At 69.8% G+C, this 17,500-nt stretch carries 16 protein-coding genes and 1 pseudogene; 4 read left to right on the top strand and 13 right to left on the bottom strand.

Annotated features, from left to right (window positions below; all coding sequences use genetic code 11):
* Positions 1-249 carry a hypothetical protein gene (locus OH809_RS24335; protein WP_406420406.1) on the top strand — a complete coding sequence of 83 codons (249 nt, stop codon included), beginning with the start codon at positions 1-3 and terminating at the stop codon, positions 247-249.
* Positions 250-253: 4 nt separating this feature from the next.
* Here the strand turns inward: OH809_RS24335 and OH809_RS24330 are convergent, their stop codons facing one another.
* The 6 genes from OH809_RS24330 to OH809_RS24305 all read right to left on the bottom strand — a co-directional run bounded on the left by OH809_RS24330 (position 254) and on the right by OH809_RS24305 (position 8,393).
* Positions 254-1,819 carry an APC family permease gene (locus OH809_RS24330; protein ID WP_406420407.1) on the bottom strand — a complete coding sequence of 522 codons (1,566 nt, stop codon included), beginning with the start codon at positions 1,817-1,819 and terminating at the stop codon, positions 254-256.
* Between the two features lie 246 nt (positions 1,820-2,065).
* On the bottom strand, positions 2,066-3,526 hold the full coding sequence (locus OH809_RS24325; RefSeq protein WP_406420408.1) for an aldehyde dehydrogenase family protein: 1,461 nt from the start codon (positions 3,524-3,526) through the stop codon (positions 2,066-2,068).
* The gene (locus OH809_RS24320; RefSeq protein ID WP_406515516.1) at positions 3,523-5,262 is read right to left on the bottom strand and encodes an amidohydrolase family protein; all 1,740 of its coding nucleotides are present in this window, start codon (positions 5,260-5,262) and stop codon (positions 3,523-3,525) included. The genes OH809_RS24325 and OH809_RS24320 overlap by 4 nt, the downstream gene beginning before the upstream one ends.
* Before the next feature lie 150 nt (positions 5,263-5,412).
* The gene (locus OH809_RS24315) at positions 5,413-6,534 is read right to left on the bottom strand and encodes an LLM class flavin-dependent oxidoreductase (protein ID WP_406420410.1); all 1,122 of its coding nucleotides are present in this window, start codon (positions 6,532-6,534) and stop codon (positions 5,413-5,415) included.
* Positions 6,535-6,648: 114 nt separating this feature from the next.
* Positions 6,649-7,434, bottom strand: coding sequence for an SDR family NAD(P)-dependent oxidoreductase (locus OH809_RS24310; RefSeq protein ID WP_406420411.1), 786 nt, complete (start codon positions 7,432-7,434; stop codon positions 6,649-6,651).
* 11 nt (positions 7,435-7,445) lie between these two features.
* Positions 7,446-8,393: an LLM class F420-dependent oxidoreductase gene (locus tag OH809_RS24305; protein WP_406515515.1), complete on the bottom strand. Its 948-nt coding sequence runs from the start codon at positions 8,391-8,393 to the stop codon at positions 7,446-7,448.
* Positions 8,394-8,714: 321 nt separating this feature from the next.
* Here OH809_RS24305 and OH809_RS24300 point away from each other — a divergent pair, with 321 nt between their 5' ends.
* A complete protein-coding gene (locus OH809_RS24300; protein WP_406420412.1) occupies positions 8,715-9,152 on the top strand; it encodes a VOC family protein in 438 nt (145 codons plus the stop codon).
* 11 nt (positions 9,153-9,163) lie between these two features.
* Here the strand turns inward: OH809_RS24300 and OH809_RS24295 are convergent, their stop codons facing one another.
* Both OH809_RS24295 and OH809_RS24290 read right to left on the bottom strand, forming a co-directional pair.
* The gene (locus tag OH809_RS24295; protein ID WP_406515514.1) at positions 9,164-9,925 is read right to left on the bottom strand and encodes a class I SAM-dependent methyltransferase; all 762 of its coding nucleotides are present in this window, start codon (positions 9,923-9,925) and stop codon (positions 9,164-9,166) included.
* Between the two features lie 321 nt (positions 9,926-10,246).
* Positions 10,247-11,059, bottom strand: a complete 813-nt coding sequence (locus OH809_RS24290; RefSeq protein ID WP_406420414.1) for a M23 family metallopeptidase — start codon at positions 11,057-11,059, stop codon at positions 10,247-10,249.
* Between the two features lie 374 nt (positions 11,060-11,433).
* Here OH809_RS24290 and OH809_RS24285 point away from each other — a divergent pair, with 374 nt between their 5' ends.
* Positions 11,434-12,624, top strand: a complete 1,191-nt coding sequence (locus tag OH809_RS24285; RefSeq protein ID WP_406515513.1) for an alpha/beta hydrolase family protein — start codon at positions 11,434-11,436, stop codon at positions 12,622-12,624.
* Positions 12,625-12,674: 50 nt separating this feature from the next.
* Here the strand turns inward: OH809_RS24285 and OH809_RS24280 are convergent, their stop codons facing one another.
* Positions 12,675-13,076, bottom strand: a complete 402-nt coding sequence (locus tag OH809_RS24280) for a MerR family transcriptional regulator (protein WP_406420416.1) — start codon at positions 13,074-13,076, stop codon at positions 12,675-12,677.
* Between the two features lie 28 nt (positions 13,077-13,104).
* Between OH809_RS24280 and OH809_RS24275 the strand changes: the two genes are divergently transcribed.
* A complete protein-coding gene (locus OH809_RS24275; RefSeq protein ID WP_406420417.1) occupies positions 13,105-13,914 on the top strand; it encodes a methyltransferase domain-containing protein in 810 nt (269 codons plus the stop codon).
* An 83-nt stretch (positions 13,915-13,997) separates the two neighbouring features.
* On the opposite strand, the gene OH809_RS24270 is transcribed toward OH809_RS24275, so the two are convergent.
* The 4 genes and pseudogenes from OH809_RS24270 to mqnE form a co-directional block, all read right to left on the bottom strand.
* Positions 13,998-15,359, bottom strand: coding sequence for a dicarboxylate/amino acid:cation symporter (locus OH809_RS24270; RefSeq protein ID WP_406420418.1), 1,362 nt, complete (start codon positions 15,357-15,359; stop codon positions 13,998-14,000).
* A gap of 430 nt (positions 15,360-15,789) precedes the next feature.
* Positions 15,790-16,074 (bottom strand): DUF4229 domain-containing protein, encoded by a 285-nt coding sequence (locus OH809_RS24265; protein WP_406420419.1) that lies wholly within the window; start codon positions 16,072-16,074, stop codon positions 15,790-15,792.
* A 107-nt stretch (positions 16,075-16,181) separates the two neighbouring features.
* Positions 16,182-16,253: pseudogene (locus OH809_RS24260) on the bottom strand (GNAT family N-acetyltransferase); the annotation flags it as partial.
* A 64-nt stretch (positions 16,254-16,317) separates the two neighbouring features.
* Positions 16,318-17,481 (bottom strand): aminofutalosine synthase MqnE, encoded by a 1,164-nt coding sequence (gene mqnE / locus OH809_RS24255; protein ID WP_406420420.1) that lies wholly within the window; start codon positions 17,479-17,481, stop codon positions 16,318-16,320.
* Between the last annotated feature and the right edge of the window lie 19 nt (positions 17,482-17,500).

The raw sequence follows: 17,500 nt of genomic DNA, 5'->3' as shown, positions 1-17,500 counted from the left end.
GTGCGGCGGCCCGGCTCGGAAGGGCGAGCCGGGCCCGCGCCGCCCCGACGCCAGGATCTCCGTACGGGCGTTGAGCGCGGCCACCCGGTCCACCGGCAGTCCGGCGCCCTCGGCGATGCCCCGGATCACACCCTGGTGGCGTTCACCGGCGGCGTACGCGTCCCGGGCCACGCCGCTCTGCTTCCCGTGGCCGTGGGACGGGCGGGGCGACGGGTGCTGGGACGGCTGGAGGAGCGGGTGGCGGGGTGACCGCTCAGTCCTCGACGACGAGCGCCGGGGTCTCCTTCGTCAGCACCTCGCCGCGGAAGAACGAGGGGCTCCTGCGCTGCATCGCCACCATCAGCACCACGCCGAGCAGGAGCAGCCCCACACCGATCACGAACACCGAACCGACCCCGAAGACCGACGAGCCGGAGCCGTACGCCGGGTCCCACATGTCGTAGAGGGTCTTGCCGAAGACGGCGGTGAGCAGGATGCCGCCGACGACCGGGAAGAGGCCCTTGAAGGCCAGGTCGCGGGCGGAGCGGGTGAGTTCGGCGCGGAAGTACCAGGCGCAGGCGAACGCCGTCAGCGCGTAGTAGAAGCAGATCATGAGGCCGAGCGCGTAGATCGTGTCGACCAGGACGTGCTCGCTGACCAGGGTCATGACCGTGTAGAAGACACCGGTCGCGACGCCCGCCGTGACGGTTGCCTTCCCGGGCGTCTTGAAGCGCGGGTGGACCCGGGCGTACGAGGCGGGCAGTGCCTCGTACGTGGACATGGCCAGCACCGTGCGCGCCACGGGGATGAACGTGGTCTGGAGGCTGGCCGCGGCCGAGGCGAGGACGGCGACGAACAGCAGGATGCCGAGGCCAGGACCCATGATCGGGCCGGCCAGTGCGGCGAAGACGTTGTCGGAGGTGTCCGGGTTGGCCAGGCCGAGACCGGTGGTGCCGGAGCCGACGGCCATCTGGGCGGCGACGCCGGTCGCCAGGTAGGAGCCGACGAGGACGACCATCGCGATGAGTGCGGCGCGGCCGGGCGTCTTCTCACTGCCGGCCGTCTCCTCGTTGGCGGTCAGGCAGGCGTCCCAGCCCCAGAACATGAAGATCGACAGCGACAGGCCCGCGGTGAAGGCGGCGAAGGACTGCACCGCGAACGGGTTCAGCCACGACCACGAGAAGTGGACCGACGACGCGAAGTCGCCGCTCGCCCCCTTCTGCACCGCCATCGCCACGAACAGGGCGAGGACCACGAGTTGGAGCCCCACCAGTGCGTACTGGATGCCCTTCGTGGCTGTCATCCCCCGGTAGCTGATCGCGGTGGCGACCGCGATCAGGATGAGGCAGGTGAGGATGTGGACGGGCTTGTTGTCGTCCAGGGCGGCGATCGAGTCACTGCCGGTGATCTCGCCCGCGAGCAGCCAGAAGTACGAGGTCGCCACGCCTGCCAGGTTCGACAGGACGATGATCGTGGCGATGACCAGGCCCCAGCCGCACATCCAGCCGAGGCGCGGGCCGAATGCCTTCACCGTCCAGGTGAAGGAGGTGCCGCAGTCCGGCATGACCTTGTTGAGTTCGCGGTAGGCGAAGGCGACCAGCAGCATCGGCAGGAAGCCGGCCAGGAAGACCGCGGGCATCTGGACGCCGACCTCGCCCGCGGTGGAGCCGAGGGTGGACGTGAGGCAGTAGACGGGGGCGACGGTCGAGATGCCGATGACCGCGCTGCCCATCAGACCGACGGAGTTGCCGCCCAGGCCCTTGCTGCGAACACCGCCGTCGGCCGAGGAGGCGCCCCGGCCCGTGTCTCCGGCCTGCGGCCGCACGTCCAACTGAGTCATAAAGAGGACGGTATGCGCTGCGATATCCACATCCGGAGTGTGAGACTCCGACGCCTCACCCTTCGATTGATTGGTCAATTATCGCCGAACGGAGATGAATTGAATGTGAACATCATGGATCGCCACTCAATTGATGGTCCTGCTCGATTGGATCAATGTACGAGAACCGCAGCACTGTCCGATTTATGATGATTCGAAATTTTCCCGCGCTTGTCCGTTATCCGGACGGGCGCACCGCCCCGATGCTCAGCCCGGCCAGACGATCGCCTGGAGTTCGCTGTACGCATGCAGCGCGTACGAACCCACGTCACGCCCCACCCCGCTCCTCTTGAACCCACCGAACGGGGCCTCCATGTTCCGGCCGATCGTGTTCACCCCGACCCCGCCCGCGCGCAGCCGCCGCGCCACCCGGAAGGCTCGCGCCACGTCCCCGGACCAGACGTAGTCGATCAGTCCGTAGTCGCTGTCGTTGGCGAGTGCGATGCCCTCCTCCTCGTCGTCGAAGGGAACGACCACGACGACCGGGCCGAAGATCTCCTCCCGGACGACCCGCATGTCGTTGGTGCAGTCGGCGAGGAGCGTCGGTACGACATAGAAGCCGCGGTCGTGTCCTGCCGGTCGCTCGCCGCCCGTGACGACCCGGGCGCCCTCCTTCCGGCCCAGTTCGACGTACGACTCGATGCGGTGGCGGTGGGCCGCGGAGATGACCGGTCCGACGACCGTCCCCTTCGCCGCCGGGTCGCCGACCGGCAGATGACCTGCGTACGCGGTGAGCCTCTCGATCAGCGCGTCGTGGACGCCCCGCTGGACGAGGACGCGCGTCGGAGCCGTGCAGATCTGGCCGCTGTAGAAGGAGAAGGTCGTGCCGATGCCCGCCACTGCCGCGTCCAGGTCGGCGTCGTCGAGGACCACCGCGGCGCCCTTGCCGCCCAGCTCCATCAGCTGCCGCTTCATCCCGCGCCCGCACACCTCGGCGATGCGCTGTCCGACCGCCGTGGAGCCGGTGAAGCTGACCATGTCGACGTCCGAGGAGTCGACGGCCGCCTCGCCCGCCGCGGGGCCCGAACCGGTGACGACGTTGACGACGCCCGCCGGTACGCCCGCCTCCGCGAGCGCCCCGGCCATCCGATAGACGGAGAGCGGGTCCTGCGGGGCGGGCTTCACGACGACCGTGTTGCCCATGGCGAGCGCGGGGGCGACCTTGCCGGCCGGGTTGGCCCAGGGGTTGTTGTACGAGGTGATGCAGGTGACGACGCCGACCGGCTGGCGTACGGCGAGTGCGCCGAAGACACCTGCCCTGCCCATCGGTCCGGCCTCGTTGATCTGCGGGGGGATCGCCTCCTCGACCGGTTCCAGGGCGCCTCTCGCGTACCGCCGGAAGCGGGCCGCGCCGACGGCGACCTGCATGGACCGGGCGGTTCCCGTCGTCGCCCCACTCTCCGCCCGGGCGAGTGCGGCGTTGGCGGCGAAGTCGCGCTGTATCAGATCCGCGGCGCGGTCGAGGATCGTCGCGCGCTCCTCGGGGCGGGTGCGGGACCAGGCGGGGAAGGCTTCGCGGGCCGCGGCGGCCGCCGCGTACACCTGCGCGCGGCTCGCCTCGGGTGCGAGACCGACGACGTCCTCCGTGGCCGGGTTGATCACCTCGTAGTGACCGTCGTCGGGTTCGGTCCACTCGCCGCCGATGAAGAGGCGCTGGGGTGTGGTCACTGGGTGCTCACCGTCCGGGTGTCGCGACCGGAGCGGAGCACCGTGCCGGGAACCGCACCGGTCACCTTGTCGTCACGCAGCGTCTCCACGCCATTCACGCGGACCGACACGATGCCGATGGCCTTGGAGTCGAGGCGCGGGCTGTCGCCGGGCAGATCGTGTACGAGGGTGGCGGGCCCGGCGTCGATGCGTTCGGGGTCGAAGAGGACGAGGTCGGCGTGGAAACCCTCCTGGATCCGGCCGCGGTCGCGCAACCCGAAGAGCCGGGCGGGGTCGTCGGTGAGCATTTTGACAGCGGCGGGCAGGGAGACGAGTTTCCGGCCGCGCAGGCAGTCGCCGAGGAAGCGGGTGGTGTACGGGGCTCCGCACATCCGGTCCAGATGGGCGCCCGCGTCGGAACCGCCGAGCATGACGTCCTCGTGTTCCCAGGTCCGCTGCCGCAGCGCCCAGGAGTCCGGATCGTTGTCGGTGGGCATGGGCCACAGCACCGTCCGGAGCTCGTCGGCGGCGCAGATCTCGACGAGGCAGTGGAAGGGGTCCTGGCCGCGCTCGGCGGCGATGTCGCGGACGACGCGCCCGCTGAGCCCCTCGTTCGCCGCACTGTACGTGTCGCCGATGACGTACCGGCCGAAGTCGGCGAGGCGCCGGAAGACCCCTGCCTCCTTGCTGTCCGCGCGGCGGAGCATCTCGGCACGGGTGCCGGCGTCGCGGAGCCGTTCGATCCGCTCGGGGACGGGGAGGGAGAGGATCTCGCCCCAGCCGGGGATGAGGTTGAGGGCGCAGAAGGTGCCGAGCGACATGTTCATGGGGGCGAGGATCGGCATGGTGAGGGCGACGATCCGGCCGCCCGCGCGGCGGGCCCGTTCGCTGGGAACGAGCTGGCGCGGCACCCGTTCGGGGACGGCGGCGTCGATGGTGAGGACGTTCCAGTTCAGGGGGCGTCCGGCGGCCGCGGTCATGTCGACGAGGAGGTCGATCTCGTCGTCGGAGAACTGGTCGAGGCAGCCCGCGACGATCGCTTCGAGCTGGGTGCCTTCGTGTTCGCCGACGGCGCGGGAGAGCGCGAGGAGTTCCTCGGGGAGGGCGTGCCGGGAGGCGACGGGTCTGCCGTCGCCGTCGGAGTGGGTGGCGGACTGGGTGGTGGAGAGCCCCCACGCCCCGGCGTCCATGGCGTCGTGGAAGAGGCGCAGCATCGCGTCGAGCTGGGCGGGGGTGGGCTGTCCGCCGACCGCGTCGACGCCCATGACATGCCGTCGCAGGGCGCAGTGACCCACCATGAACCCGGCGTTGACCGCGATGCGTCCTTCGAGGGCGTCGAGGTACTCGCGGAAGCTGGACCAGGACCAGTCGACGCCTTCCTCCAGCGCCTTGAGGGCCATGCCCTCGACCCTGGACATCATGCGGCGCGTGTAGTCGGCGTCCTCGGGCCGGTCGGGGTGGAGCGGAGCGAGGGTGAAGCCGCAGTTGCCGCCGGCGACGGTGGTGACGCCGTGGTTCATGGAGGGGGTGGCGTACGGGTCCCAGAAGAGCTGGGCGTCGTAGTGGGTGTGGGGGTCGACGAAGCCGGGGGCGAGCACGAGTCCGGTGGCGTCCTCCGAGGTCACAGCCTCCTCGGTGAGGGTGCCGGGCTCGGCGACGACGGCGATGCGGCCGTCGCGGATGCCGAGGTCGGCGGTGTACGAGGGAGCGCCGGTGCCGTCCACGACGGTCGCTCCGCGGATGAGGTGGTCGAACATGACGGGTTCCCTTCTGCGGTGGGTGTGCAGCCGGGGTGCGTACGACCGCGGTACGCACCCCGGCTCGCGGAGCGACGGTCCGGGAAGACGCCGCTCCAGCTCAAGCCCCTCCGGCGATTGAGGAGCGGGGATCCGGGGGCAGCCCCCCGTCTAGGCCGCCGTGCGGAACCGCGTCGTGCGGTGCACCGGATCCGTATCGATCTTCGGAATCACGTGCTCACCGATCAGCCGGATCGAGTTCATCGTGTCCTCGGGACTGATCCCGATCGGCAGCCCGAAGCTCAGCTGATCCGCCCCCGCCTGCTCCCACCGCTTGCACTGCCGCAGCACCTCGTCCGGATCCCCGCAGATCATCAGCTCCTCGGCGATCAGCAGCTCGATGATCTCCTCGCTGTACTCGGGCAGCAGCTCCGGCCACTCCGGAATGCCCTCGGGCCGCGGGAACGTGTCGTGGTAGCGGAACAGCAGCGACTGGAGGTAGTTCAGCCCGCCGCCGACCGCGATCTCGACCGCCTTGGCGTGCGTCTCGGCACAGATGGCCGTGGACGTCACCATGACGTTGTCGTTGACGAAGCCACCGACCGGCTCCGCGTCCTTGACGGCCGTCTTGTACGACTCGACGACCCACTCCATGTCCGAGACCTTCTGCACGCTGAAGCCCAGCACGCCGAGGCCCTTGCGGCCCGCCATGGCATACGAGGACGGCGACCCCGCCGCGTACCACATCGCCGGGTGGGACGTGCCGTACGGCTTCGGCAGGATCTTGCGGGGCGGCAGCGACCAGTGCTTGCCCTGGAAGCCGACGTACTCGTCCTGGAGCCACATCTTGGGGAACTCGGCGATGGTCTCTTCCCAGAGTTCCTTGGTGTGGTTCATGTCGGTGATGCCCGGCATGAACCCGAGGATCTCGTGGCTGCCGGCCCCGCGCCCCGAGCCGAACTCGAAGCGGCCTTCCGACAGATGGTCGAGCATGGCGACCTTCTCGGCCACCTTCACGGGGTGGTTGACGGGGGCGAGGGGGTTGAAGATGCCGGATCCGAGGTGGATCCGTTCCGTGGCGTGCGCGAGGTACCCCAGGTACACGTCGTTGGCCGAGAGATGCGAGTACTCCTCCAGGAAGTGGTGCTCGGAGGCCCAGGCGTACTTGAAACCGGACCTGTCCGCCTGGATGACGTACTCGGTCTCCTCGATCAGCGCCTTGTGCTCTGCCCCGGGGTCGGCCTCGGCGCGCGCGGCGGGCACGTACCCCTGTACAAACAGCCCGAATTCCAAGGAGGTTCACCGTCCTCAATCGTTTCTGACGCTCCGTCAGATTGTGATGCGACCGACTGTCCCACCGGCCGCCCGACCCGTCAATACCTGACACCTCGTCAGCTATCGGCGTCCTCAGAACAGACTGACCCCGGCCAGCCACCCGCCGTCGATGACGAACGGCTGCCCTGTGATGTACGAGGAGTCCTCCGAAGTCAGGAAGAGCGCCAGGGCCGCGACCTCCTCCGGCTGCCCGATCCGCCCCAGCGGCACGAGCTTCCTGTAGAGCTGCGCCACCGCCGCCCGGGACCCCTCCGGGTCCGCGGCCGGATCGAGCGCGGCCGGGTTGGTCATCGCCGTGTCCACGGCCCCCGGGCACACCGCGTTGACCCGTATCCCCTTGCCCGCGAGCTCCACCGCCGCGACCCTGGTCAGCCCGAGCACGGCATGCTTGGTCGCGGCGTACGCGCCGACGAAGGCCATGCCGGTGAGCCCGGTGTACGAGGCGGTGTTGACGATCGTCCCGCCGCCCGCGGTCTCGATCTCCGGCGCGACGTTCTTGATCCCCAGGAAGGCGCCCACCTGGTTGACCTGCACCACCTGCTGGAACTCTTCCAGAGGGGTGGTCACCAGCTCGTTGAACCGGAGAATCCCCGCGTTGTTGACCAGCCCGTCGATCTTCCCGAAGGCGTCCCTGGCGGCGGCGACCGCGCCCTGCCACTCCTCCTCCCGGCCCACATCGAGATGCACGAACCGGGCGACCCCCTCCCCCAGCTCCTTCGCCAGCGCCTCCCCCTGGTCGTCGAGCACATCGGCGATCACCACCCGGGCGCCCTCCGCGACGAAGAGCCGCGCCTCCTGCTCGCCCTGCCCGCGCGCGGCGCCGCTGATGAGGACGACACGCCCATCCAGCTTGCCCATGCCCGTACTCCTTACTGCCGGTCGAGGTATGGAGCGACATCGGCGGCGAACGCCGCCATCTGATCGGTCAGTTCGCTGCGGCTCCGAGTGCGGAACCGCACCTGGATCTGGTGCACCCCCATCGCCCCGTACGCGCGCAAGGACTCGGCGAGCGCCTCCGGCTTCCCACTGAGCGTGCGCCGCCCCACGGCCCAGCCCGGCTCCCCCACGTACAGCGGCTCGGTGATGGCACCGACGACCAGCGGCGCCTCGACACCCGCCTCCTCCCGCAACGCCCGCACCCTGGCGATCTGCTGCGGCAGCCGGTCCCTGGGATCCCCCTGCGGCAGCCATCCGTCACCCCGCAGTGCGGCCCGGCGCACCGCGGCGGGCGAGGAACCGCCCACCCAGACCGGCACCCGCTCCTGGGCGGGCCGCGGCCGCTGCCCGAGCCCGCTGAACGAGAACCGTTCCCCGGCGAACTCCGGGTACTCCTCCGGCCCGAGCGCCGCCTTCAGCGCGTCGATGGTCTCGTCGAGCACGGCGCCGCGCCCGCCGAAGTCCGCCCCGAGCGCCTCGAACTCCTCCCGCACGTGCCCGGCCCCGACCCCGAGGATCAGCCGGCCGCCGGACAGATGGTCGAGCGTGGCGTACTGCTTGGCGGTGGCGAGCGGATGACGCAGCCCGACGACGGCGACATGACTCATCAGCAGGACGCGCTCGGTGATCCCGGCGAGAAAGCCGAGGGTGGCCACCGGGTCGTACCAGACGGTGCCCATGACATCGGCGAGCCGCCGCGGAATCGCGACATGGTCGCAGCTCGCCAGATAGGCGAAGCCGGTGCGGTCGGCGGTGCGGGCGATCTCGGCGAGATCACCGGGCCCGGCCGAGGCCTCCCACGCTTCCGTATAGATGGTGCTCTGCGACTGGACCGGGAGCTGCATCCCGTACGACAGCCGCCCGGCGGGCAGTATCGGCACCGGGTCGCCTCCCTTCCTCCGCTTCCACCCCGACCCGATCTGACACTTCGTCATGTTTCGAGGCGGGTGCCATCGTCGTACCTGACGATGCATCACACAAGAGAGGGGGAGAAGAACGGCGGATCCGTCACCCCGGCCGGTCGCCGGACGGCCATGGACGACGGTTGAAACCGGTACTCCTGCTGTGGGTGCCGCTCGCTACGCTCGCGCCGCAGCGGCCGGAAACGCCGTCCTCAAGGACATCGGCCGAGGCCGGCGGTCCGTGCGTGTCAGAGGTGCGCGGTACGGTCCCCACCACATGCCCCGGACCGAGGAGGAGCCATGCCGACCAGGTGGACCGTGACGCTCGACTGCGCGCAGCCGACCAGGCTCGCGGAGTTCTGGGCGCTCGCCCTCGGCTACGTGCCGAAGCCTCCGCCCGCCGGTTTCGGCAGCTGGGAGGAGTGGTTCGCCCACCACGGCGTCCCGGAGGAGGAGTGGGACGACGGCGCGTACCTGTGCGACCCGGACGGTGTGGGGCCGACGTTGTCCTTCCTCAAGGTGCCGGAGCCGAAGGTGGCGAAGAACCGGGTTCATCTGGACGTACAGGCCGGCGGCGGCCGGGACACGCCGTGGGAGGAGCGGTGGCCGCGCGTCGTCGACGCGGTCGAGCGCCTGACCTCGGCGGGTGCGACGGTGGTACGCGAGCACGACATGGACGGCAGGCCCGATCACGTGGAGATGGCCGACCCGGAAGGCAACGAGTTCTGCGTGCTCTGACTCCGGCTCCGTCACTCCGTGCGTGATCCACCGGGCGACGTCTGCGCATCGCGGCGGAACAGGGCCGTCCACAGGAACGGCTCACCGAAGTACGGGGACCCGGGCGGTTCGTCCTGCATGCGGCGCAGTTCGACTTCCGTCAGGTCGGAGAAGATCCGGCGCAGGGACTCCGGTGTGTAGGCGAGCCCGCCGTGGAGGCCGGACTGGCGGTAGAACTCCGCGTCGGGGAGTTCGGAGCCCATCCCTCCGGCTGCGAAGCAGGTAAGGGCCAGATGGCCGCCGGGGGCGAGGGCGCGGTCGAGCAGGGCGAGGTAGCTGACGCGGCGGTGCGGCGGCAGGTGGTGGAAGCAGCCGGAGTCGTAAATCAGGTCGTACGGCCCGACCAACTCGGCCTCGGCGAGGGCGAAGGCATCACCGCACCGGAACCGGATGTCGGCTCCAGCCTCACGGGCACGCTCCTCGGCCCAGGAGATGGCTGTCGGGGAAAGGTCGACGGCGTCCACCTGGAAGCCCAGGGAGGCGAGATGGACGGCGTTGCGGCCCGGACCGCACCCGAGGTCGAGCGCGCGGCCCGGCGTGATCAGGGATCGGTCGAGGTACGAGACCAGGTTCTCGTCCGGCTTCGCCACGAAGAACGGCACCGGCTTCGAGCGATCGGTGTAGAAGCCGTCCCACCAGCCGGCCCCGTCCGCCGTCCAGCGATCGGCCTCCGGCGCGAACAGGCCGTCCAGCAGCTTCAACACGTCGTCGACCGTGCGTATGTTCCGGTCCATCGAATCCCCTTTCACGATGGGGAAACGGTAGGGCTGTGCGGCGCAAAAGCCCAGGTCAGGGAGGTTTGCTCGGAGTCGCGGACGGCCGCCTGAGAGGCTGCGCCGGGCTGCCGCACCCGCACCCCCACGACCGTTGCCGCAGGATTGCCCATACCCCCGCCGGACGCCGTCAAGGCGGCATTCCCGATGGCGCTCTCGCATGTTTCTTGACGCATTTCCGCGCGAACTCCGTGTGTTGTCGGGCCTCGCGCACTCCCTCATCCCGGTGATCCTGCCCGCCCCCTCCCGGGGGAACGGGCGGGACCACCCACCAGACCGGCGTCAGCAGTTCGGAATGACCGTGCCGTTGTTGTCGCGCGCCTCGTCGTTGCCCCAGCGTGAGAGGTAGTACGCGGAGACGTACGCGCCGCGACCGTTCTTGCCCGCATACACCATGTCCAGGTCGGTCTTCAGCCACCAGTGGTTGTAGGCGCTGCCCGAGCCGACCTGGGCGCCCCACACCTTGCAGTAGACGTAGTTCGTGCCCGCGTACAGTACGCCCTGTGCGTCAACGGTGTTGGCTGCGGCATAGCCCGTCGCGTTGGCGAACGTGTCCACCCAGTACTTCGCGCCGCCACAGCCGTTGTCGCTGGTCAGGTACTTGCTGTAGTACGAGCCGGGGTACGGGGCCAGCGACTGGCCGTTGATCGCGATGCTCTGGCCGACGCCGTTGTACAGCTGCTCGTAGTGGATGTGGGCGCCGGAGCTGTTGCCGGTCGTGCCCGTCACGCCGATTTGCTGCCCCTGGGAGACCGAGGCGCCGTCGGCGACGGAGTACGAGGAGAGGTGGAAATAGTAGGTCTGCCAGCCGCCGCCATGGTCGATCACGATGTAGTTGCCCGCGCCGCTGGGCTGGGAGTAGCGGTGTGCGGTCCCTCCGGACGAGGCGAGGACCGGGGTCCCGGCGGTGGCCCCGCCGTCCGTGCGGACGAAGTCGAGCGCCGATCTGACCTCCGCCGAATGGTGGCTGTAGGTCCAGGTCTGGCCGCAGGGGAACGGCGCCTTGAAGTTCGGCGCCGCTGCGGCGGGAGTTGCGGTGAGCAGTCCTGCGAGCAGAGCCACGAGGGCGAGCAGGGCGATACGTAAAAAGCGCATACGTCCTCCGAGTCGAATCCGGGCGTGGAGTGCGGGGCATCAATCCGGGTTGAACGGGCTCAAGAGTGCCGGAGTTTCCGCCTTCCCCATAGGCCCACTGGGCCCAGAGGACGTACGCGCAGGGCCCAAAGTCGCGAACAGGCGTCAGTCACTGTCCTCCTTCCGGTACAGCCCCGCCGTCGCCGAGTGGCGGATCCCCGGCGATCTGGGACGTCGCTACGGGGCGGCGTCCAGGACTTCCGCGTCCGCCGAGTGGCCGGTTATGCCCCCGCCGAAAGTCGGGTCTTCCGAAGCCCGGGATCACCCTGTGGTGGGACAGCGGTTCCCCCTTGCGCGCGATGTTCCCGCACGGCCGGATCCGTAGCGTCTTCACCATGATCAGTCTTCGCAGCCGGGCCACGGCCACGGCGATCGCCCTGGCCGTCCTGCTCGCCTCACCCACGACCGCCTTAGCCGCCCCGGGTCCCGGAACCCGTCCCGATGCGACCCCTGCGGCACACGCCGCCACCGGACCGTCGCTGGAGGTTCCCAGGCCCACCGGACCCTACGCGACAGGCCGGGAAACCCTGCATCTGACCGACTGGAGCCGCCCGGACCCCTGGGTCCCGGCCGCGGGCGCCCGGCAGTTGATGGTGTCGGTCCACTACCCGGCCCGTCCCGGCAGCGGCACGGTGACCGCGCCGTACATGACCACGGACGAAGCCCGGCTGATGCTGGCGTCCCGGGGGCTGGAGGACGTGATCCCCGCGACCACGGTCAGCGCCACCCTCACCCACGCCCGCCTGGCCGCCCGCCCGGCACCCGGCCGGTTCCCGCTGGTGGTGCTCTCCCCCGGCTTCGGCACTCCGCGGACAACGCTGACCGGCCTGGCCGAGGACCTGGCCAGCCGTGGATACGTCGTCGCGACGGTCGACCACGCCTACGAGTCCACCGGCACCACCTTCCCCGGCGGGCGCCTGCTCACCTGCGCCGCCTGCGAACAGACTGCGACGACGGGCATGGCAGCCGTGGCCACGGGGCGGGCCAAGGACCTCTCCTTCGTACTGGACCGGCTGACCGGCCGTCACCCGGCCTGGCGGCACGCCCACATGATCGATCCGCACCGGATCGGCATGGCCGGTCATTCCATCGGCGGCAACGCGACCGCCTCGACCATGGCCGTCGACCACCGCGTGCGCGCCGGGGTCGACATGGACGGCACCTTCTTCGACCCGGTCCCCGCCGGCGGACTCGACAGCAGACCGTTCCTGATGCTCGGCACCGCCTCCGACCACCATCCCGGCGGTGAGGACGAGAGCTGGGACGAGGGCTGGGCGCGGCTGGACGGCTGGAAGCGCTGGCTGACCGTCACCGACTCCGGCCACTTCACCTTCACCGATGTCCCCGCGCTGGCAGGCCAGTTGGGCATCGTCGACCCCGAGGCACCGCTCTCCGGCGAACGCTCGATGCGGATCACCCGGGACTATGTCGCGGCCTTCTTCGATCTCCATCTGCGGGGCACACCCCAACCGCTCCTGGACGGCCCGACACCGGACAACCCCGAGGTCGGGTTCCAGCAGCCCTGACCCGCCCCGGACGGGACGGGGGCACGTCGCGTCGCATACGCACGTGGCGCTCAGAGCCCGAGTGCCACGTGCGTGCGGTAGTGGGGGCACCGGGTGAAGTCGTCGTGCTCGCAGTCCAGCGCGCACTCGACCAGGTCCAGCGAGGCCTGCACGGCAGCGATACTGGTCCGCAGCCGCGCCGCCTCACCGACGAGCACCGCCCGACGCTCGGCGGGGTCCGCGGCGGAGACCAGAACCCGGATCGCATCCAGGCCGAGACCCGCCTGCTTGGCCCGGACGACGACCGCGACCCGGGTGAGGTCGTCCGTACCGTAACGCCGTCTTCCCGCACCGTCCCGCGCGGGCGTCACGAGCCCCACCGCTTCCCAGTGCCGCAGCACATGCGTGGGCAGCCCGAAGCGCGCCGCCGCGTCCCCGATGCTCAGCAGAGTCCCCGCCTCGCTTGACTTCATGCCGACATTAAGTCGCAGCCTGGCGGCCATGGACAAGCCCCGGACCACACCCCCGACCGCACCCGTGCCGGCACCCCTGGCCACGCCTCCCACCACCGCATCCGCCACGCCTCTCGCCGCGCTCCTCGATGCGGCCGAGCGGATCCCGGGCGCCGCGGCGCTCCGCCGCCACAGCTACGAACTGCTCCGGGCAGGAGCGGACACCACCGTCGTCGACATCGGCTGCGGGACCGGAACCGCGGTCGCCGAGCTGTCCGCGCACGGTGCCCGGGTCATCGGCGCGGACCTCGACGCGCGGATGGTCGCCGTTGCCCGGGAGCGGCTCCCCGGTGCGGACATCCGGAGGGCGGACGCGTACGCCCTCCCCTTCCCCGACCACTCCCTGCACGGCTACCGCGCCGACAAGGTGCTCCACGCCCTCGCCGACCCCGCTGCCGCACTGCGCGAGGCGCGGCGCGTACTGACCCCCGGCGGGCGGGCCGTCCTCATCGGACCGGACTGGGACACCTTCGTCATCGACTCCGACGACCCTGCACTCACCCGCACCGTCGTGCACGCGCGGGCCGACACCGTACCGAGCCCCCGGGCCGCCCGCCGCCACCGGAATCTGCTGCTGGACGCAGGCTTCGAGGACGTCGTGGCGGAGGTGCGTACGGCAGTCCTCACCGACGCCGCGGCGCTGCCGATGCTCACCGGACTGGCAGAGGCGGCCAGGGACACGGGCGCCCTCACCGCCGCGGAGGCCTCGGCCTGGACCGCGGACCAGCGCGCACGCGCCCGAACCGGGCGGCTGTTCCTCGCTCTCCCCCTCTTCGTCGCAGCGGGCACCGCTCCCTGAGGTGCCGGCCGACTCCCGCACAACGCCGAGCGCCCCCGGTCTGTCAGTCGACGGACCGGGGGCGCTCGGCGGAAGCATGGCCGTTACGCGGCGACCGGCACGCTCACCTGCTGCTCCGCGTCGCGCACCTCGACGTCGTCGATCGGGGAGGACGAGGCCGAGTGGTACGCGTCGAGGTCGAGGATCTTCTCGCGGGCCGAGACGATCACCGGGACCAGTGCCTGGCCGGCCACGTTGGTGGCCGTACGCATCATGTCCAGGATCGGGTCGATGGCCATCAGCAGACCCACACCCTCCAGCGGCAGACCGAGCGTCGACAGCGTGAGGGTCAGCATGACCGTCGCACCGGTGAGACCGGCGGTGGCCGCCGAGCCGATCACGGAGACGAACGCGATCAGGATGTAGTCACCGACACCCAGCTGCACGTCGAAGATCTGGGCGATGAAGATCGCCGCCAGCGCCGGGTAGATCGCGGCGCAGCCGTCCATCTTCGTGGTCGCCCCGAACGGGACGCTGAAGCTCGCGTACTCCTTCGGGACACCGAGACGCTCGGTGACCTTCTGGGTGACCGGCATCGTGCCGACCGAGGAGCGGGAGACGAAGGCCAGCTGGATCGCGGGCCAGGCGCCCTTGTAGAACTGGACCGGGTTGACCTTGGCGACGGTGGCGAGCAGCAGCGGGTACACACCGAACAGCACCAGGGCGCAGCCGATGTAGACGTCGGCGGTGAACGTCGCGTACTTGCCGATCAGGTCCCAGCCGTAGTCCGCGATCGCATAGCCGATGAGGCCGATGGTGCCGATGGGGGCCAGGCGGATGACCCACCACAGGGCCTTCTGGAGGAGCTCCAGGATCGACTCGCTGAAAGTGAGGATCGGCTGGGCCTTCTCGCCGAGCTGGAGCGCGGCGATACCGGCGACGGCGGCCATGAAGACGATCTGCAGGACGTTCAGCTCGGTGAACGGGGTGATCACGTTCTCCGGGATGATCCCGGTGAGGAAGTCGAGCCAGGAGCCCGCGTGCTCCGGCAGCTTGCCGTCCTTCGGGGTCAGGCCGGTGCCCGAACCCGGGTTGGTGATCAGACCGATCGCGAGGCCGATGGCGACCGCGATCAACGAGGTGATCATGAACCAGAGCAGTGTGCGGCTGGCCAGCCGGGCGGCGTTGTTGACCTTGCGCAGGTTGGTGATCGACACCAGGATCGCGAAGAAGACGAGGGGCGCGACGGCGAGCTTCAGCAGCTGGACGAAGAGGTGGCCGACCTTGTCGAGCGTGGTGTAGAGCCAGTTGATGTCCTGGCTGCGGGCGAGCCACCCGAGCAGCACGCCGAGGACGAGACCGGCGACGATCTGGGCCCAGAACGGGACCTTGGGTATACGGAAACCGGAGCCGGAGCCGGACGGCTTGCCGGTGCCGGCGGTGGCGGACGCGGGATTCGCGGACACGGACACACTCCTGATGTGACGCATCGGGGCGCACGGGAACGAGACGGGGGGACGGGGGTGCGGCGCCCGCGTCAGGGGCGGCGCCGCTGCATGGTGCCGGTTCGACGTTGCGGCTAACAGACCGCGGACATACAGCGGCAGAGATCGACATGCAGGCGCGCCACGAGCGGAATGCTCGCCGAGTGGCGGGGGCGCACAGATGTCTTCATGCCGAACACGTTAACACTTGAACTTTGAGAACCTCAAAGGTCTTCTTTGGGGAAACCTCGACCCGCCCGGTCCGGGGTACGACAAAACCCCAGTACCTGAGCGGGAAGCTCGGTACTGGGGTTTCAACGAGAATCTCTGCGGGTGTGAGGAACCTTACGTATCCCTTACCCGACCGTCACTCGGCCCTCGCGGACTCGACGCGCCTCGCTACGCGGCGCCGTCAGTCCTCCTGGCCCTGGTTCGCCGCCAGCCGCGCCTTGGCGCGGTCGATCTTCGGGGCGATCTGCGCGGACATCTCGTCGCGCTGCTTGCGCAGCAGGACGTAGCTGAGGGGCGCGGAGAGAATCAGGGCCAGCAAGATGACCCACATGACGTTGGACCCGCCGAGTCCGGAGGGCAGCAGACCGTAGGTGACAGCCACGGCGACGACGGCGAGGCAGCCGACGAAGATGCTGAGGCGCATCAGGGTGTACCGGATCGTTGCGCTCGGCTTGGCAGCGGACACGGCTGGCCTTCTCTCTACGTACGACAAACCTGCCCGACCAGTGAAGCATGCCCCGAAATCGATCGCTTCGGCGGGCAGGACCAGCCAGAAGACCCCTGCGGTCGGTCCAGCGGGAGCAGCATGATGATGTCGTCGCGGTCGTCCCCGTCGGCGACCCGGATCGCATCCGGCACCCGCCCAGCCCCGGCCGGGGACGGCGGCCGGGGCTTTCGTACGGAGCGGTACGCAGGGACGTGCCGGACGTCAGACGCGCATCGGCTGCGGCGCCTCGCGACGGTCCGCGTCCGGCCCCGGGTACTCGCGGATGATCTCGTACCGGGTGTTGCGCTCGACGGGGCGGAAGCCCGCGTCCCGGATCAGGTCCAGCAGGTCGTCACGGCCGAGCTTGTTCGGCGTGCCGTAGTTGTCCGCGTCGTGCGTGATCTTGTACTCGACGACCGAGCCGTCCATGTCGTCCGCGCCGTGCTGCAGCGCGAGCTGGGCGGTCTGCACGCCGTGCATCACCCAGAAGACCTTGACGTGCGGGACGTTGTCGAAGAGCAGGCGCGAGACCGCGAAGGTCTTCAGCGCCTCGGCGCCGGTCGCCATCGTCGTCCGCGCCTGGAGCTTGTTGCGGACCTTGCCGTCCTTCATGTCCACGAAGTCGTGCTGGTAGCGAAGCGGGATGAAGACCTGGAAGCCACCGGTCTCGTCCTGCAGCTCGCGCAGTCGCAGCACATGGTCGACGCGGTGACGCGGCTCCTCGATGTGCCCGTACAGCATCGTCGCCGGAGTCTTCAGACCCTTCTCGTGCGCGAGGCGGTGGATGCGCGACCAGTCTTCCCAGTGGGTGTTGTGGTCCACGATGTGCTGGCGGACCTCCCAGTCGAAGATCTCCGCACCGCCACCGGTCAGCGACTCCAGACCGGCCTCGATCAGCTCGTCGAGGATCTCGGAGGCGGAGAGCCCGGAGATGGTCTCGAAGTGGTGGATCTCGGTGGCGGTGAACGCCTTGAGGGAGACCTGCGGCAGGGCTTCCTTCAGCGCGCCGAGGGAGCGCGGGTAGTAGCGCCACGGGAGGGTGGGGTGCAGCCCGTTGACGATGTGCAGCTCGGTGAGGTTCTCGCCCTCCATCGCCTTCGCGAGGCGGACGGCCTCCTCGATGCGCATCGTGTACGCGTCCTTCTCGCCCGGCTTGCGCTGGAACGAGCAGTACGCGCACGACGCGGTGCACACGTTCGTCATGTTGAGGTGCCGGTTGACGTTGAAGTGCACGACGTCACCGTTCTTGCGCGTGCGCACCTCGTGGGCGAGGCCGCCGAGCCAGGCCAGATCGTCCGACTCGTAGAGGGCAATGCCGTCCTCGCGGGTCAGCCGCTCCCCTGCGCGGACCTTCTCCTCCAGCTCGCGCTTGAGCCCAACGTCCATGCGGCTGCCTCCCAGATGT

The organism is Streptomyces sp. NBC_00873 (assembly GCF_045207415.1).
Classification (GTDB): domain Bacteria; phylum Actinomycetota; class Actinomycetes; order Streptomycetales; family Streptomycetaceae; genus Streptomyces.
This window is presented reverse-complemented; position numbering and strand designations above follow the sequence as displayed.

Excerpts from the sequence above, each read along its gene's own strand:
- OH809_RS24330 (WP_406420407.1), bottom strand. The coding sequence starts at position 1,819 with ATGACTCAGTTGGACGTGCGGCCGCAGGCCGGAGACACGGGCCGGGGC.
- OH809_RS24320 (WP_406515516.1), bottom strand. The coding sequence starts at position 5,262 with ATGTTCGACCACCTCATCCGCGGAGCGACCGTCGTGGACGGCACCGGC.
- OH809_RS24310 (WP_406420411.1), bottom strand. The coding sequence starts at position 7,434 with ATGGGCAAGCTGGATGGGCGTGTCGTCCTCATCAGCGGCGCCGCGCGC.
- OH809_RS24300 (WP_406420412.1), top strand. The coding sequence starts at position 8,715 with ATGCCGACCAGGTGGACCGTGACGCTCGACTGCGCGCAGCCGACCAGG.
- OH809_RS24295 (WP_406515514.1), bottom strand. The coding sequence starts at position 9,925 with ATGGACCGGAACATACGCACGGTCGACGACGTGTTGAAGCTGCTGGAC.
- OH809_RS24290 (WP_406420414.1), bottom strand. The coding sequence starts at position 11,059 with ATGCGCTTTTTACGTATCGCCCTGCTCGCCCTCGTGGCTCTGCTCGCA.
- OH809_RS24285 (WP_406515513.1), top strand. The coding sequence starts at position 11,434 with ATGATCAGTCTTCGCAGCCGGGCCACGGCCACGGCGATCGCCCTGGCC.
- OH809_RS24280 (WP_406420416.1), bottom strand. The coding sequence starts at position 13,076 with ATGAAGTCAAGCGAGGCGGGGACTCTGCTGAGCATCGGGGACGCGGCG.
- OH809_RS24275 (WP_406420417.1), top strand. The coding sequence starts at position 13,105 with ATGGACAAGCCCCGGACCACACCCCCGACCGCACCCGTGCCGGCACCC.
- mqnE (WP_406420420.1), bottom strand. The coding sequence starts at position 17,481 with ATGGACGTTGGGCTCAAGCGCGAGCTGGAGGAGAAGGTCCGCGCAGGG.